Genomic DNA, 13,581 nt, shown 5'->3' on the forward strand with positions numbered 1-13,581 from the left:
CCCGAACCACTCACCACCACACCAGCAACAACCAAAGCCGAGACCGTTATCGGAGCAGATACACGCATTCGGCCACACCCAATCCTCGACGTCGTGGGAGCGGCCGTCCGGGACATCCCCTGCCCAGGCCGCTCTGGACAACGTTGTCCAGGTTACCCACCAGTCAGGTCCTTATTCGGTATTTCCGGTTGATCACTGGTTACCGACGGTGAAACCGATGCCGGAGCGGGCTTTCGGCCGAAGCTTTTCTTGCGGCCGCCCTTTCCGGCGCTGTCCGTCCGGCTCTCCGGATCCGGGGATTCCGCGTACTCCATGCGGTCCAGAATTTCTTTCAGCTCTTCCAATTCCCGGCGCAGGTAATCGCGCGTGGCCACTTCGCCGACCGCGATGCGCAGCGATGCGAGTTCCCGGGCCAGGAACTCGGTGTCCGCCTTGGTCTGAGCGGCCCGCACCCGGTCCTCCTCCAGGGCGACCCGGTCCCGGTTGTCCTGCCTGTTCTGCGCCAACAGGATCAGCGGCGCCGCGTAGGCGGCCTGAGTGGAGAACGCCAAGTTCAGCAGGATGAACGGATACGGGTCCCAGCGCAGCGTGACCACGAAGATGTTCACCAGGATCCAGACCACCACCACGATCGTCTGGACCGCTAAATACCGACCGGTCCCCAGGAATCGTGCCACCCGCTCGCTGCTGCGGGCCAAAGCCTCGGCGTCCCATTCCAATCGGAACCGGCTTTCCACCGGCGTCTCCAGCCGTTGGCGGGCCCTGCTGTGACCGAGCCGCACGCCCGGGTCGTTCTCGCTCACGGTGTGTCCTTTCGGGCGTGCGCGGGGTCGTGCGGGCTCACGCTCCGCCCCGTTCGTCGGTCTCTTCCTGGTCGCGCCAGTCCTCTGGCAGCAGGTGGTCGAGGACGTCGTCGACGCTGACCGCGCCGAGCAGGTGGTTCTCCTCGTCCACCACCGGTCCGCAGACCAGGTTGTAGGTCGCGAAGTACCGGGTCACCGCGGCCAGGGGCAGTTCGGGGCGCAGCGTCGACAGATCGGTGTCGAGGATCCCGCCCACCAGGTGGGCGGGTGGTTCGCGCAGCAACTGCTGGATGTGCACCGAACCGAGGTAGCGGCCGGTCGGCGTAGCGGTGGGCGGACGGACCACGAACACCATGGAGGCCAGCGCGGGAGTGAGGTCCGGGTTGCGCACCCGCGCCAGCGCTTCGGCCACCGTCGTGGACGGGGTGAGAATGACCGGCTTGGGCGTCATCAAGCCGCCCGCGCTGTAAGGGGAGTGCTCGAGCAGCCTGCGCACCGGCTCGGACTCCTGCGGGTCCATCAGGGCGAGCAGCGATTCGGCCTCGCCCTCCGGCAGTTCGCCCAGCAGGTCGGCGGCGTCGTCGGGGTCCATCGCCTCCAGCACGTCGGCGGCTCGGCGCACCTCCAGGTGGCTGAGCAACTCGACCTGCTCGTCGTCGGGCAGTTCCTGCACCACGTCGGCCAGACGTTCGTCGTCCAGCGCGACGGCCACCTCGATCCGCCGTTTCTCCGGCAGCTCGCGCAGTTGCTGTGCCACGTCGGCCGCGCGCATGCCCTCGAACCGTTCGAGCAGTTGCGTCACGTCCTGTCCCGGCCTGCCGATCTCGTGGGGCGTCAGGCCGGACACCCTGGTCCAGTCCACCACGTGCACCGTGCGCCTGCGGCCAAGCCTGCGGTGCCCGCGCACGGCCACCCTGCTGACCAGCCAGTCCCTGGAACGCGCCTGTTCGATGCCGAGATCGGCCACGTGGACGTCCACGCCGGCCAGGTCGGGCAGGTCGGGGTCATCGACCCGCACCACCGAGTCGACGATCTGCGCCAAGGCGAGCATCTCGCCCGGTCGCTGGGTGAAACGGCGCAGGCTGACCGTTCCGGTGTTCAGCGTGACCACGCCGGGCTCGATCGCGGTGATCCGCAGGATCGGCACGAAAATGCGCCGCCGGGTAGGCAGTTCGACGACCAGGCCGTGCACGCGGGGCTGCTGGCGGTCGGACCGCACGGCCACGACGACGTCACGAATCCGGCCGATAGACTCCCCGTCCGGTCCCAGTACCGCCAAACCGGCCAGCCTGGCGACGTACACCCTGGTAGCTGCCATGCTGCCAAGGCTAGATGTTCGCGCGCGGGTGTTCGCATCCCGCCACGATCGACGGGAGTGATCATGAAGCCACGCCGTTCGGTGCTCGCGTGCCCGGGCAGCAACCCGAAGATGATCGAGAAGGCCAAGACATTGCCCGTCGACGAGGTGTTCCTCGATCTGGAGGACGCGGTCGCGCCGGTCGCGAAGGCCGAGGCGCGGGCGAACATCGTCGCGGCGCTGAACGACTCCGGGTGGGGAACGCAACTCCGGGTGGTCCGGGTGAATGACTGGACCACCGAATGGACCTACGCCGACGTCATTTCCGTGGTCGAGGGCGCGGGCGCGCGGCTGGACGCGATCCTGCTGCCCAAGGTGACCGACGCGGGCCAGGTGCGCGCGCTGGACCTGCTGCTGACCCAGCTGGAGAAGACCTGCGGCCTGGACGTCGGACGGATCGGCATCGAGCCGCAGATCGAGAACGCCGTGGGACTGCGCGACATCGACGCGATCGCCACCGCGAGTCCCCGGGTGCAGACCCTGGTCTTCGGCCCGGCGGACTTCATGGCCAGCATCAACATGCGCACGCTGGTGGTCGGCGAACAGCCGGAGGGCTACGACACCGGCGACGCCTACCACCACATCCTGATGACCATCCTGCTCGCCGCCCGCGCCCACGGCCTCCAGGCGATCGACGGCCCGTACCTGCAGATCCGGGACGTGGACGGCTTCCGCCGAGCCGCCGCGCGCACGGCCGCGCTCGGGTTCGACGGCAAGTGGGTGCTGCACCCCGGTCAGATCGAGGCGGCCAACGAGATCTTCAGCCCGCGGCAATCGGACTACGACCGCGCCGAGGAGATCCTGGACGCCTATGCCTTCCACACCTCGGCGGCGGGCGGCGCCCGCGGCGCGGTGATGCTCGGCGACGAGATGATCGACGAGGCCAGCGCCAAGATGGCCCAGGTGATCGCGGAAAAGGGCCGCGCCGCCGGAATGACGCGCACCACGCGTTTCACACCACCGCGGAATGCGTCGGAATAGCAGAATGGAACTATGACGAATCCCTTGGGGAACTCGAGCCGTGCGCGGCAGGCCCTCCCGACGCCTCCGTCGGGCTGGCCGGTCGGCTCCTACCCGACCTACGCCGAGGCGCAGAAGGCGGTCGACTATCTGGCCGACAACCAGTTCCCGGTGCAGGACGTGACCATCGTCGGTGTCGACTTGATGCAGGTCGAGCGGGTTCTCTACCGGCTGACCTGGGGCAAGGTGATCGGCGGCGGCGTGGTGTCTGGCGCCTGGCTCGGCCTGTTCCTCGGTCTGCTGCTGAGCCTGTTCACCACCAGCGGCGCGCTGGGCCCGCTGATCGTCGGCTTGGTCGGCGGCATCATCTTCGGCCTGATCTCGACCTCGATCCCCTACGCGGCGACCAGGGGTCAGCGCGACTTCGCGTCCACCATGCAATTGGTGGCGGGCCGCTACGACGTGCTGTGCGATCCGAAGTCGGCCGAGCAGGCACGGGACATGCTCGCGCGGCTGGCGATCTGACGTATGGAAGTGCTGGAGACGGTCCGCACCGAGGTGCTGGGCCATTTCGGGGTGGACGCCGCGAACGTCGACGCCGCGTCGGTCACTTTTCTGGGCTTGGAGCCGATCGAGATCCTGCGCATCGTCGAGGACGATCTGGTGCACTACGTGACGCTGGGCGGCAGCAGGCATCCCATGGGCGATCCCACCGCGGTGCACGCCGACCCGGTGCGCGGCCCGCGCGCGGAACTCGTGCTGACGTTGCGGTCCGGTGTGGGAGCCAGTTCGGGGCTGGCCAAGTCGCTCGGCGTGCTCGCCGCGGCGCCGGTCGTGGAAGGTGTTGTGCTGCAAGCGGACGCGCTGATGGATCTGGGTGAGCCGATGTGGCGCGACGCGCCGTTCACCGCGGTTCTGCTCGGTGAGAGCGACATTCCCGAGGTGCCGCTGCCGGACCCGGCGGAGCCGGTGCGTTATTTCGCGGTGACGCCGGTGACCGCGACCGAGGCGGCCTGGGTCCGGGTGCGGGGTGCGCAGGCGTTGCGGGACGCGTGGCAGGAGGCCGGCATCGATGTGCGCGACCCGAGGCGCGGCGCCGCCAGCTTGTGAGGCTTCCCCCGGCTACAGCCACTTGTTGCGGCGGAAGGTGAAGAACAAGCCGGTGCAGATGGCGAGGATGAGCACCCACACCATCGGATAACCCCACACCTGGTGCAGTTCGGGCATGTGGTCGAAGTTCATCCCGTAGATGCCCGCGATCATCGTGGGCACGGCAGCGATCGCCACCCACGCCGAGATCTTGCGCATGTCGGTGTTCTGCTGCACGCCGATCCGGGCCAGCGCGGCGCTGATCAGCGCACTGAGCGCCTCGTCGAAGTCGTTGATCCGCTCGGCCACGGCGGCGTGATGCTCGGCGACATCGCGCAGATAGCGCCGGACCTCCTTCGGCACCGGCAGATCCGTTTTGCGACTGAGCTGCTCCAGCGGCGCGGCGAGCGGATTCACCGCGCGCCGCAGCTCGACCACCTCACGTTTGAGCTGGTAGATGGATTCCACCGTCACCTTGCTGCGCGGGGTGAAGATCTCCTCTTCCATCTCGTCGATGTCGTTCTCGACCGACTGGGCCACGTCGATGTAGGAGTCCACGATCCGGTCGGCGATCGCGTGCAGCACCGCGCCCGGTCCGAGAGCCAGCTGCTCGGGGTCCTCCTCCAGCGCCTTGCGCACCTCGGCCAGGCCGGAATGCTCACCGTGGCGGACGGCGACCACGAAGTCGGGACCGGTGAACACGATGATCTCGCCGGTCTCCACGATCTCGCTGACGCTGTTCATCTCGTGCGGGACGTAGCTGACCGTGCGCAACACCAGCAGCAGCGAATCGTCGTAGCGCTCCAGTTTCGGCCGCTGGTGCCGTTGCAGGGCGTCGTCGGTGGCGAGCTGGTGCAGGCCGAACGTCGCGGCGATGTCTTCCATCTGCGTCTCGTCGGGATCGTGCAGGCCCACCCAGACGAATCCGTTCGGCTGCTCACGGGCCCGCGCCAGCGCGGCCTTGTGGGTGAACCGCCCCGGCAGCCGCTTGCCGTCCACGTACACCGCGCAGTCGACGATCGCCTGTGCGGTCGGAACCGGGATGAACCGCTGCCCGGATTGCGACGGTGTCCGGCCGGAGCCACGAAGCGACGAAAGCGGAGAAAAGGACGGCACGCTGACGATGCTACGTCGCCGTGGGCTGCCGGAACGTCGCCTGCGCGTGCGGGACGACCGCGCGGCACTGTAAGACTTGAAGACGTGCGCATCGACCTGCATACCCATTCGACCGCGTCCGACGGCACCGATACCCCGGCGGAACTCGTACGGAACGCGGCCGCCGCGGGCCTGGACGTCGTCGCGATCACCGATCACGACACCACGGCCGGATGGTCGGAAGCGGTCGACGCGCTGCCGAAGGGGCTGACGCTGGTCCGCGGCATGGAGATGTCCTGCGTCGGCCTGGGGGAGGACGGCTGGCCGGTGCCCGTACATTTGCTGGCCTACCTGTTCGACCCGACCCATCGCGGCTTCGCCGAGGAACGCGAGCGGCTGCGCGCCGAACGGGTGGAACGGCTGCGCGCCATGGCCGAGCGGATGGCGGCCGACGGACTGCCGATCGATCCCGACGCCGTGCTGGCCTCGGCGGGGCCGTCGGCCGGGCGCCCGCATCTGGCCCGGGCGCTGGTCGCCGCGGGCGTGGTGCCCAGCGTGGACGCGGCGTTCGACGAATTGCTCGCCCCGCACGGTCCCTACTACGCCGAGAAGGCCGACACCCCGGTGCGTCGCGCGGTGCAGATGATCGCCACCGCGGGCGGGGTCAGCGTGCTGGCGCACACCAGGGCGCGCAAGCGGGGCAGGCTGCTCGCCGTCGACGACATCCGGGAGCTGGCCGCGCTCGGGCTCGGCGGCCTGGAGATCGCGCACCCGGACCACTCCGCGGCCGACCGCGAGCTGCTCACCGATCTGGCCGCGGAACTCGGCCTGCTCACCACCGGTTCATCGGACTATCACGGCACCAACAAGACCATTCGGCTCGGCGAGTTCACCACCGACGCAACGCAATTCGAGAAGCTGGTGGGCAAGGCCTCCGGCGTGCCGGTGATCGCCGCGTGAGATTCGTGCGCGGCCTCAGCGGCATCGTCGCCGGTGGCGTCGTGGTGGGCATGCTGGTCGTGGTCGGCGCCGCGGTCATCGCGCAGCGGCGCGGCTTCCCCGGTCCCGGCGCCGAATCGGTCGCCTGGCACGTGGCGGCCGCGGTGGTCGCCCTGGTGGCGCAGATATATTCGGACCGGCATCGTGGTTCGGCCGCCTTTACCGGTTCGATGATCGTTTTTCTGGCTGCTGGACTATTGCTGTGGACGCAATGGTGGAGCTGACTCCCGAGTTTTGGTTGCGGGCCGATGAATTGTGCCCGAACATTTTTCTTTATGACCGAACTCGAGACGGATGTACTGGTACTCGGCGGTGGTCCCGCCGGTACCTGGGCGGCCGTCTCGGCCGCCGCGGCCGGCGCCACCGTGGTGCTCGTCGACAAGGCGCGCTGCGGGTCGAGCGGGCCGACGGCGTACGGCGCGATCTCGCTGTGGCACCTTCCGCCCGGCCCGGCGCGGGACGAGGCGGTCCGGCGCGGGCACGCGCACGGCGGCGCGCTGGGTGATCCGGACTGGATGCACCGCGTGCTCGAGGAAAGTCACCAGCGGGTCGAGCAATTGGCCCGCTGGGGCTATCACATCGCCGGTGACCCCGCGGGTCCGGCCAGGCGGCGCAGCTATCTCGACGGCGCTCGCTACCTGCGGCGAATGCGCCGCGCGGTGCGGGAAGCGGGGGTCCGGGTACTCGATCATCACCCGGCGTTGCAACTGCTGGTGGACCGCGACGGCGTAGTGCGCGGCGCCACCGGACTGCGCCCCCACGACGGGTTCGGGCGCTGGACCGTGCGCGCGGGTGCGGTCGTGGTGGCCACCGGTGGCTGCGCGTTCCTGTCCGGGGCGGCGGGCACCGACGTGGACACCGGCGACGGTCTGTTGTTCGCCGTGGAAGCGGGCGCCGAGCTGTCCGGGATGGAGTTCTCCTGCGCCTACAGCCTGATTCCGCCAGGGAAGGCCGAGCCCACCGCGCTGCGGAATCTCGCCTTGCGGTTCGCCCCGCTCTACGACGAATCCGGCGTCGAGCTGCCCGGGCATCGCTCGGCGGCGCTCGCGGCCATCGCCGATGGTCAGCGGGTTTTCGCCGCCCTGGACGACGTACCGGTGGCCCTCCGGTCCCGGCTGGCGCGCCATGGCTTCGTCGACCGTGCCGAACGGGTGCCGCTGCGCGCCGTGCTGGAGGGCACCGTGCGCGGCACCGGCGGACTGCGCGTCACCGGACCGGAATGCGCGACCACCGTCGCGGGCCTGTTCGCCGCGGGCGACGTGGTCAGTCGTGAGCCGCTCACGGGCGCGGTGAGCGGATTCGGCGGACTGAGCGCGGCGTGGGCGATCGCTTCCGGCGTCTGGGCAGGCGCGGGCGCGGCGAAATTCGCCCGGACGACGGACCGGCGTGCCCCGGCGCGCGAGGTGACCGGAGCCGGGCTCAATGCCGTGGCGCGGATCGATCCGAGGGCGGTGGTCGGCCTCGTCCAAGAGCACACTCTGCCGTTGCGACGCAGCTACTGGCGCAGCGCGGGCAGTCTGCGCGACAGCATCGGCGAACTCGACGGCATGTGGCCAGGGGCGGAATTCGACCTCGGCGGCAGCGGCGCCGACCTGCTGCGGGCCCGGCAGGCCGCCGCGCTGCTCGCGGTGGCGCGCTGGACCAAATACAGCGCGCTGACGCGCACGGAGAGCCGCGGCATGCACCGCAGGACCGATCATCCCGGCGCGTCCGACACTTGGCGGACGCGACTGATGTCCGGTGGCGTGCGCAGCGTGTGGGTGCGCCCGGACGCGCCGAGGACGATGCCGGAGCAGCCCCGCGATATCGTCGCTTGACCGTGCGCCGCCGGGCGGTGCTCGGCCCGCTGGTACTCACACCGCCGCCGCCCCGAGCGGTGCGATCGCTCACCGCGCGCGACTGCTGAACGGGGAGTTTCCGCTTACCTGAGGGTAATTCCCGCCCCCTAACGTTGGGTGATGGAGCACGACACGGCCCAGGTGGTAACCGGTTTGGCAACTTGCCTACCGGACTGGCAGAATGTGTCGGATTCCTTGCCTCCGCCACCGCCGGGTGAGGGAATCACGGAGGTCTCCGCCTCGCCGACGTACCGTCGCGACCCGCGAGATCACACCGCACGTTCTGTCCGGGCGCACCCGCTCGGTTCTGCTTCGCGGATCAGTGCCGCGCCCGCCATCGAGAACTCGGCAAGTCGCGTTCGCCGCTCGCAGCCAGCTCGAAACGCACCGGTCAGCGCACCCGATGAGCGTTGTGAAACCCCTTATACCCATTACCCGGTGGTAACCGTCCCCCGGTTTAGCCCGACCCGAGCAGGAGTGAAATCGTGTCACCTGTGACTGATGCACCGAATTCCACGGCAAGCTTGTCCGAAATCACAAACGACGAAATTTTCGCGGGACATCTCGGCGGCAAGCTCTCGGTCGAACTCAGTGCGCCCCTGGAGACCCAGCGCGATCTGTCGATCGCCTACACCCCGGGCGTCGCCCAGGTCAGCCGCGCGATCGCGGAGGACGAGGCGCTGGCCAAGCGCTACACCTGGACCGATCGGCTCGTGGTCGTGGTCAGCGACGGCACCGCCGTGCTCGGCCTCGGCGACATCGGCCCGCGCGCCTCGCTTCCGGTGATGGAGGGCAAGGCGGCGCTGTTCAAGAAGTTCGCCGGGCTGGATTCGATCCCGATCGTGTTGGACACCAAGGACGTCGACGCGATCGTCGAGACGCTGATCCGCCTGCGGCCGAGCTTCGGCGCGGTGAACCTGGAGGACATCTCCGCGCCGCGCTGCTTCGAGATCGAGAAGCGCGTCATCGAGGCGCTCGACTGCCCGGTGATGCACGACGACCAGCACGGCACCGCCATCGTGGTGCTCGCCGCGCTCAACGGCGCCGCCAAGGTGCAGGGCCGCGGCATCGAGGGCCTGAAGGTCGTGGTGTCCGGCGCGGGCGCCGCCGGTGTCGCGTGCACGAACATCCTGCTGGCCGCCGGGGTCCGCGACGTGACCGTGCTCGATTCGAAGGGCATCGTCGGCGCCGACCGCGGCGACCTCAACGAGGTGAAGGCCGAGCTGGCCACCCGCACCAACCCGCGCGGCCTCACCGGCGGCGCGGCGGAGGCGCTGGCGGGCGCCGACGTGTTCCTCGGCCTGTCGGCCGGTCTGATCGCCGAGGAGCTCATCGCGTCGATGGCGCCGGAGGCGATCGTGTTCGCCATGTCCAACCCGGACCCGGAGATCCACCCCGAGGTGGCCCGCAAGTACGCCGCGATCGTGGCCACCGGCCGCAGCGATTTCCCGAACCAGATCAACAATGTGCTCGCGTTCCCCGGCGTCTTCAAGGGCGCGCTGGACGCGGGCGCCCGGCGGATCACCGAGGGCATGAAGATCGCCGCCGCCGACGCCATCCTCAGCGTCGTCACCGACGAACTCGGCCCGGACAAGATCGTGCCGAGCCCGCTGGACCCGCGGGTGGCTCCGGCCGTCGCCGAAGCGGTCGCCGCCGCCGCCCGCGCCGAGGGCGTCGCGTAACCCCACCGCACGCCAGCCGAAGGGCGCCCATTCGACCGCGAATGGGCGCCTTTCGCGTGTCGCGGCCGAGTAAGCGCCTCGCGTCACCGACGACTGAGCGGACACGTGGAGAGCTAGTTGGGCACGGTGGCTCGGTCCTGGGGCGATAGCGGAGCAGATTGCGCGGCCGGGGTCGGGCGACGCAACCGGACGGTGCCCGGCGCGCTGACCCACACCGCGAACGCCAGCAGCCCGTCCAGCAGCATGGCAAGCACCGCCACCAGTAGCGCGCCGACCAGCACGCGGTCGTAGCGGTAGAGGCTGATCCCGTCGAAGATGTAGCGGCCCAAGCCGCCGAGGTTGACGTAGGCGGCGATCGTCGCGGTGGCCACCACCTGGAGGGTCGCGCCGCGCAGCCCGGTGAGCAGGATGGGCAGCGCGTTGGGCACCTCCACTCGGAACAGGATCTGCCGTTCGGTCATGCCCATGGCGCGCGAGGCGTCCACGACGTCGGCGGGAACGTTCGCGATTCCCGCGTACGCGCCCGCGAGCAGCGGGGGGATGCCGACCGTGATCAGTGCCAGCAGCGGCGGTATCAAGCCGAGGCCGAGCAGCAGTACCAGGAAGGTCAACAGGCCGAGGGTGGGCAGCGCGCGCATGGCGTTGGCGAAGCCGACCAGCACCGCCGCCCCACGCCGGGTGTGGCCGATGATCAGGCCGAGCGGTACGGCGATCCCCGCGGACACGGCGACGGTCAGGAAGCTGTACCAGAGGTGCTGGACAATGCGGCTCCCGATGCCCGACGGACCGCTCCAGTTGGCGCCGTCGGTGAAGTAGTGCCAGGCGTCGAGGAAAAGGTTCATGCCGCAGTGCCTTTCGCCCTGACGGTCCTGGCGTCCGCGCGCACCCAGGGCGTCGACCAGCGGCCCAGCGCGTACACCACCCGGTCGGCGACCAGCGCGAGCGCGAGCGTCACGATGATGCCCGCCATGATCTCGTCCGGATAATCGCGCTGGTAGCCCTGGGTGAACAGTTTGCCGAGCCCGCCGACGCCGATCAGCGCGCCGACCGACACCATCGCGATATTGGTCACCACAACCACCCGCAGACTGGATACGAAGACCGGCACGGCAAGTGGCATATCCACGGTGAGCGTGCGGCGCAGCGGGCCGTGGCCCACCGCGTCGGCCGCGTCGAGCACCGTGGCGGGCACCGAGTCCAGAGCCGCCGGGACCGCGATCACCAGCAGCGCCGTGGAATAGATGGTGAGCGCGATGATCACGTTCAGCGGGTCGATGGCCGAGATGCCGACGAGCGGAGGAATGATCACGAACAGCGCCAGCGACGGAACGGTGTAGGCCAGGCTCGCGGTGGTCACCGTGACCCGGCGCAGCCACGCCGCTCGCCGCACCAGCGCGCCGACCGGGACCGCGATCACCAGGCCAAGCAACAGTGGCACCAGGGCGAGATAGAGGTGGGTCGCGGTGATTCCCATGATCTCCGAGAAGTTCTCGACGAGGTATCTCATGCCGCTCTCCGGATTCCGGCGCGCACGACGCCGTCTCGCTCACGTCCGTTCACGGCACTCGTTCTTCGAAGAAGTGCCGGTTGCGTTCGGCGTCTTCGTGGGCGCGCTGCCCGGCCAACTGCTCGAGCACCTCGGTGGCCAGCACTCCGCCGCGTACCGCACCGGCGCCGTCGACGGCGACACCGATTCCGGATGGCGAGGAGATCGCGGCGTCCAGCGCCTGGCGCAGGTCGCCGGACGGGGTGAACAGCGAACCGCCCGCCGACATGCTGTCCGACAGTGCGCGGCCCGCGCGGAATCCCTCGACGCCGGTGACGTCCATCCAGCCCACCGGCTTGCGGTCGGTGTCGACCACCAGCACCCACTCGCCCGCGTCGAGTCGCAGTTCGCGCACCTCGTCCGTGACAGCCGTCCGGATCTCGTGCAGCGGAATCTCATTCGCGGACCGGAAGGACAATCCGCGGTAACCGCGGTCGCGGCCGACGAAGTCGGCGACGAAATCGGTGGCGGGCTGGGCGAGCACGCGTTGCGGCGCGTCGTACTGCTGGAGCACTCCGCCGCGTCCGAACACCGCCACGCGATCGCCGAGCGTGATCGCCTCATCGATGTCGTGTGTGACGAACACGATGGTCTTGTGCAATTCCGCCTGCAACCTTTGCATTTCGACCTGCAATTCGGCGCGCACCACCGGGTCGACGGCGCTGAACGGCTCGTCCATCAGCAGGACCGGCGGGTCGGCGGCCAGGGCGCGGGCCACGCCAACGCGCTGCTGCTGACCACCCGACAGCTGCGCCGGATACCGCTGCGCCAGCGACCGATCCAAGCCGACCCGGTCGAGTACCTCGAGCGCCGCGGCACGGGCGGCCCGGCGCGAGTCACCGCGCAGGACCGGAACGGTCGCGACATTGTCGACGACCGTCCGGTGCGGCAGCAGTCCGCCGCTCTGGATGACGTACCCGATCCCGAGGCGCAGCCGGACCGGATCGACGGTCGAGACATCCTGCCCGGCAATGGTGATCGTCCCCGAGCTGGGCACGATCATGCGGTTGATCATTCGCATCGAGGTCGTCTTACCGCAGCCGGAAGGCCCGACGAACACGGTGAACGACCCGGACTCGATGCGCAGATCCAGGTCGGTGACGGCGTGCGTGCCGTCCGGATAGGTCTTGCTGATACCGGAGAATTCGATATCGGACACCGAATCTCCCTCCCTAGCCGACCGGCTTGTTCAGCCCCTTGGCGGCGACCCAGGCCGCGGCGGCGGCCTTCGGCTCGGTCTTGCCGGTGCCGGAGACCGCCTCGTTGAGCTTGATCAGTTCGGCGGTGGTCAGCTGCGCGGATACCGCGTTCAGCGCCGCGAGCGCCTTGTCCGACTTCTTGCTCGCGTTGAGCAGCGGCACCACGTTCTGCGGGGGGAAGTTGTGCTTCGGGTCGTTCAGCACCACGAGGTCGTTCTGCGGGATGGCGGGCGAGGTGGTGAAGATATCGGCCGCGGTCACCTGGCCCTCGACCAGCGCGCGAACCGTCGCGGGACCGCCGCCGTCGGCGATCGGGACGAAATTGCTCGCCGCGACATCCAGGTTGTAGTTCTTCTTCAGGCCGGGCAGACCGCCCGCACGCTCCTGGAATTCGGCGGGCGCGCCGAATTTCACCTCGGCCGAGTGCGCGGCCAGGTCGGCGATCGTGGTCAGGTTCCAGCGCTGGGCGGTGGCGCGGGTGACGACGACGGCGTCCGAGTCCTCGCCGGGCGCGGGCGTGCCGATCGCGAGATCGGCACCGAGCGCCGTACCGAGCGCGCTGTTCACGTCGGCCGCGCTGGTGGCGGTGGCGTTCTTGTCCAGGTACTGCAGCAGATTGCCGGTGTACTCGGGGATCACCGAAATGGCGCACTTCCGCAGGGCGGGAAGGTAAGCTTCCCGGCTGCCGATGCCCAGCTTGGTATCCACGCTGAAGCCGTTGGCGCGTAACACTTCCGCGTACACCTCGGCGATGGTCTCGGACTCGGGGAAGTTCGCCGAACCGACGGTCAATCCGTCTCCCGAACAGCTGCCGCCGGTGGCGAGTGGATCGGAATCGCCACAAGCCGACAGGGCCATCGCGACGGCGAGGGCGGTCGCGGCGGCGAGGATACGGGCGCCGCGCAGTGCGACGCGCGCGGCGGGGTGCCGGTGCGCGGCGGCACCGGGGGTGCGGGTGGATTTCACGAGAGTCCTTCCGACATGACGGCGGGCGCGGTCTCGGCACCGAGCGG

The 13,581-nt window shown here is 69.4% G+C and carries 14 protein-coding genes; 7 read left to right on the plus strand and 7 right to left on the minus strand.

All coding sequences use genetic code 11. The features are described from left to right. Positions 1 to 152: 152 nt before the first annotated feature. Positions 153 to 782: a DUF1003 domain-containing protein gene (locus ACFV2O_RS29845; RefSeq protein WP_379254962.1), complete on the minus strand. Its 630-nt coding sequence runs from the start codon at positions 780 to 782 to the stop codon at positions 153 to 155. Between the two features lie 58 nt (positions 783 to 840). Continuing rightward, a complete protein-coding gene (locus ACFV2O_RS29850; protein WP_379254767.1) occupies positions 841 to 2,121 on the minus strand; it encodes a magnesium transporter MgtE N-terminal domain-containing protein in 1,281 nt (426 codons plus the stop codon). 63 nt (positions 2,122 to 2,184) lie between these two features. On the opposite strand from ACFV2O_RS29850, the gene ACFV2O_RS29855 reads away from it, so the two are divergent. Genes ACFV2O_RS29855 through ACFV2O_RS29865 form a run of 3 tightly spaced genes read left to right on the plus strand, consistent with a single transcriptional unit; the run spans position 2,185 to position 4,230 of the window. Continuing rightward, positions 2,185 to 3,141: an HpcH/HpaI aldolase/citrate lyase family protein gene (locus tag ACFV2O_RS29855; protein ID WP_379254769.1), complete on the plus strand. Its 957-nt coding sequence runs from the start codon at positions 2,185 to 2,187 to the stop codon at positions 3,139 to 3,141. Positions 3,142 to 3,153: 12 nt separating this feature from the next. Further along, a complete protein-coding gene (locus ACFV2O_RS29860; RefSeq protein ID WP_039800517.1) occupies positions 3,154 to 3,645 on the plus strand; it encodes a general stress protein in 492 nt (163 codons plus the stop codon). 3 nt (positions 3,646 to 3,648) lie between these two features. Beyond that, on the plus strand, positions 3,649 to 4,230 hold the full coding sequence (locus tag ACFV2O_RS29865; RefSeq protein ID WP_379254771.1) for a suppressor of fused domain protein: 582 nt from the start codon (positions 3,649 to 3,651) through the stop codon (positions 4,228 to 4,230). A 12-nt stretch (positions 4,231 to 4,242) separates the two neighbouring features. On the opposite strand, the gene ACFV2O_RS29870 is transcribed toward ACFV2O_RS29865, so the two are convergent. Next, positions 4,243 to 5,334, minus strand: coding sequence for a magnesium and cobalt transport protein CorA (locus tag ACFV2O_RS29870; RefSeq protein ID WP_379254964.1), 1,092 nt, complete (start codon positions 5,332 to 5,334; stop codon positions 4,243 to 4,245). Between the two features lie 75 nt (positions 5,335 to 5,409). On the opposite strand from ACFV2O_RS29870, the gene ACFV2O_RS29875 reads away from it, so the two are divergent. The 4 genes from ACFV2O_RS29875 (at position 5,410) to ACFV2O_RS29890 (ending at position 9,823) form a co-directional block, all read left to right on the plus strand. After that, positions 5,410 to 6,264 (plus strand): PHP domain-containing protein, encoded by an 855-nt coding sequence (locus tag ACFV2O_RS29875; RefSeq protein WP_379254773.1) that lies wholly within the window; start codon positions 5,410 to 5,412, stop codon positions 6,262 to 6,264. Further along, positions 6,261 to 6,527: a hypothetical protein gene (locus ACFV2O_RS29880; RefSeq protein ID WP_379254775.1), complete on the plus strand. Its 267-nt coding sequence runs from the start codon at positions 6,261 to 6,263 to the stop codon at positions 6,525 to 6,527. Before ACFV2O_RS29875 ends, ACFV2O_RS29880 begins: the two co-directional genes overlap by 4 nt. A 51-nt stretch (positions 6,528 to 6,578) precedes the next feature. After that, positions 6,579 to 8,120: an FAD-dependent oxidoreductase gene (locus tag ACFV2O_RS29885; protein WP_379254777.1), complete on the plus strand. Its 1,542-nt coding sequence runs from the start codon at positions 6,579 to 6,581 to the stop codon at positions 8,118 to 8,120. Between the two features lie 506 nt (positions 8,121 to 8,626). Continuing rightward, a complete protein-coding gene (locus tag ACFV2O_RS29890) occupies positions 8,627 to 9,823 on the plus strand; it encodes an NADP-dependent malic enzyme (RefSeq protein WP_379254779.1) in 1,197 nt (398 codons plus the stop codon). A 113-nt stretch (positions 9,824 to 9,936) separates the two neighbouring features. Here the strand turns inward: ACFV2O_RS29890 and ACFV2O_RS29895 are convergent, their stop codons facing one another. The 4 genes from ACFV2O_RS29895 to ACFV2O_RS29910 are packed head-to-tail and all read right to left on the minus strand — an operon-like array spanning position 9,937 to position 13,426. After that, entirely contained in the window at positions 9,937 to 10,665 is a 729-nt protein-coding gene (locus ACFV2O_RS29895; protein ID WP_379254781.1) for an ABC transporter permease, read from the minus strand. Beyond that, positions 10,662 to 11,330, minus strand: a complete 669-nt coding sequence (locus ACFV2O_RS29900) for an ABC transporter permease (protein ID WP_379254783.1) — start codon at positions 11,328 to 11,330, stop codon at positions 10,662 to 10,664. Before ACFV2O_RS29900 ends, ACFV2O_RS29895 begins: the two co-directional genes overlap by 4 nt. Before the next feature lie 49 nt (positions 11,331 to 11,379). Further along, positions 11,380 to 12,528: an ABC transporter ATP-binding protein gene (locus ACFV2O_RS29905; RefSeq protein WP_356969741.1), complete on the minus strand. Its 1,149-nt coding sequence runs from the start codon at positions 12,526 to 12,528 to the stop codon at positions 11,380 to 11,382. Positions 12,529 to 12,541: 13 nt separating this feature from the next. After that, positions 12,542 to 13,426: an ABC transporter substrate-binding protein gene (locus ACFV2O_RS29910; protein WP_379254966.1), complete on the minus strand. Its 885-nt coding sequence runs from the start codon at positions 13,424 to 13,426 to the stop codon at positions 12,542 to 12,544. Positions 13,427 to 13,581 lie beyond the last annotated feature (155 nt).

The sequence above is a fragment of the Nocardia sp. NPDC059691 genome (assembly GCF_042733915.1).
GTDB lineage: Bacteria > Actinomycetota > Actinomycetes > Mycobacteriales > Mycobacteriaceae > Nocardia > Nocardia sichangensis.

Excerpts from the sequence above, each read along its gene's own strand:
- ACFV2O_RS29855 (WP_379254769.1), top strand. The coding sequence starts at position 2,185 with ATGAAGCCACGCCGTTCGGTGCTCGCGTGCCCGGGCAGCAACCCGAAG.
- ACFV2O_RS29895 (WP_379254781.1), bottom strand. The coding sequence starts at position 10,665 with ATGAACCTTTTCCTCGACGCCTGGCACTACTTCACCGACGGCGCCAAC.
- ACFV2O_RS29900 (WP_379254783.1), bottom strand. The coding sequence starts at position 11,330 with ATGAGATACCTCGTCGAGAACTTCTCGGAGATCATGGGAATCACCGCG.
- ACFV2O_RS29910 (WP_379254966.1), bottom strand. The coding sequence starts at position 13,426 with ATGGCCCTGTCGGCTTGTGGCGATTCCGATCCACTCGCCACCGGCGGC.
- ACFV2O_RS29885 (WP_379254777.1), top strand. The coding sequence starts at position 6,579 with ATGACCGAACTCGAGACGGATGTACTGGTACTCGGCGGTGGTCCCGCC.
- ACFV2O_RS29860 (WP_039800517.1), top strand. The coding sequence starts at position 3,154 with ATGACGAATCCCTTGGGGAACTCGAGCCGTGCGCGGCAGGCCCTCCCG.
- ACFV2O_RS29865 (WP_379254771.1), top strand. The coding sequence starts at position 3,649 with ATGGAAGTGCTGGAGACGGTCCGCACCGAGGTGCTGGGCCATTTCGGG.
- ACFV2O_RS29850 (WP_379254767.1), bottom strand. The coding sequence starts at position 2,121 with ATGGCAGCTACCAGGGTGTACGTCGCCAGGCTGGCCGGTTTGGCGGTA.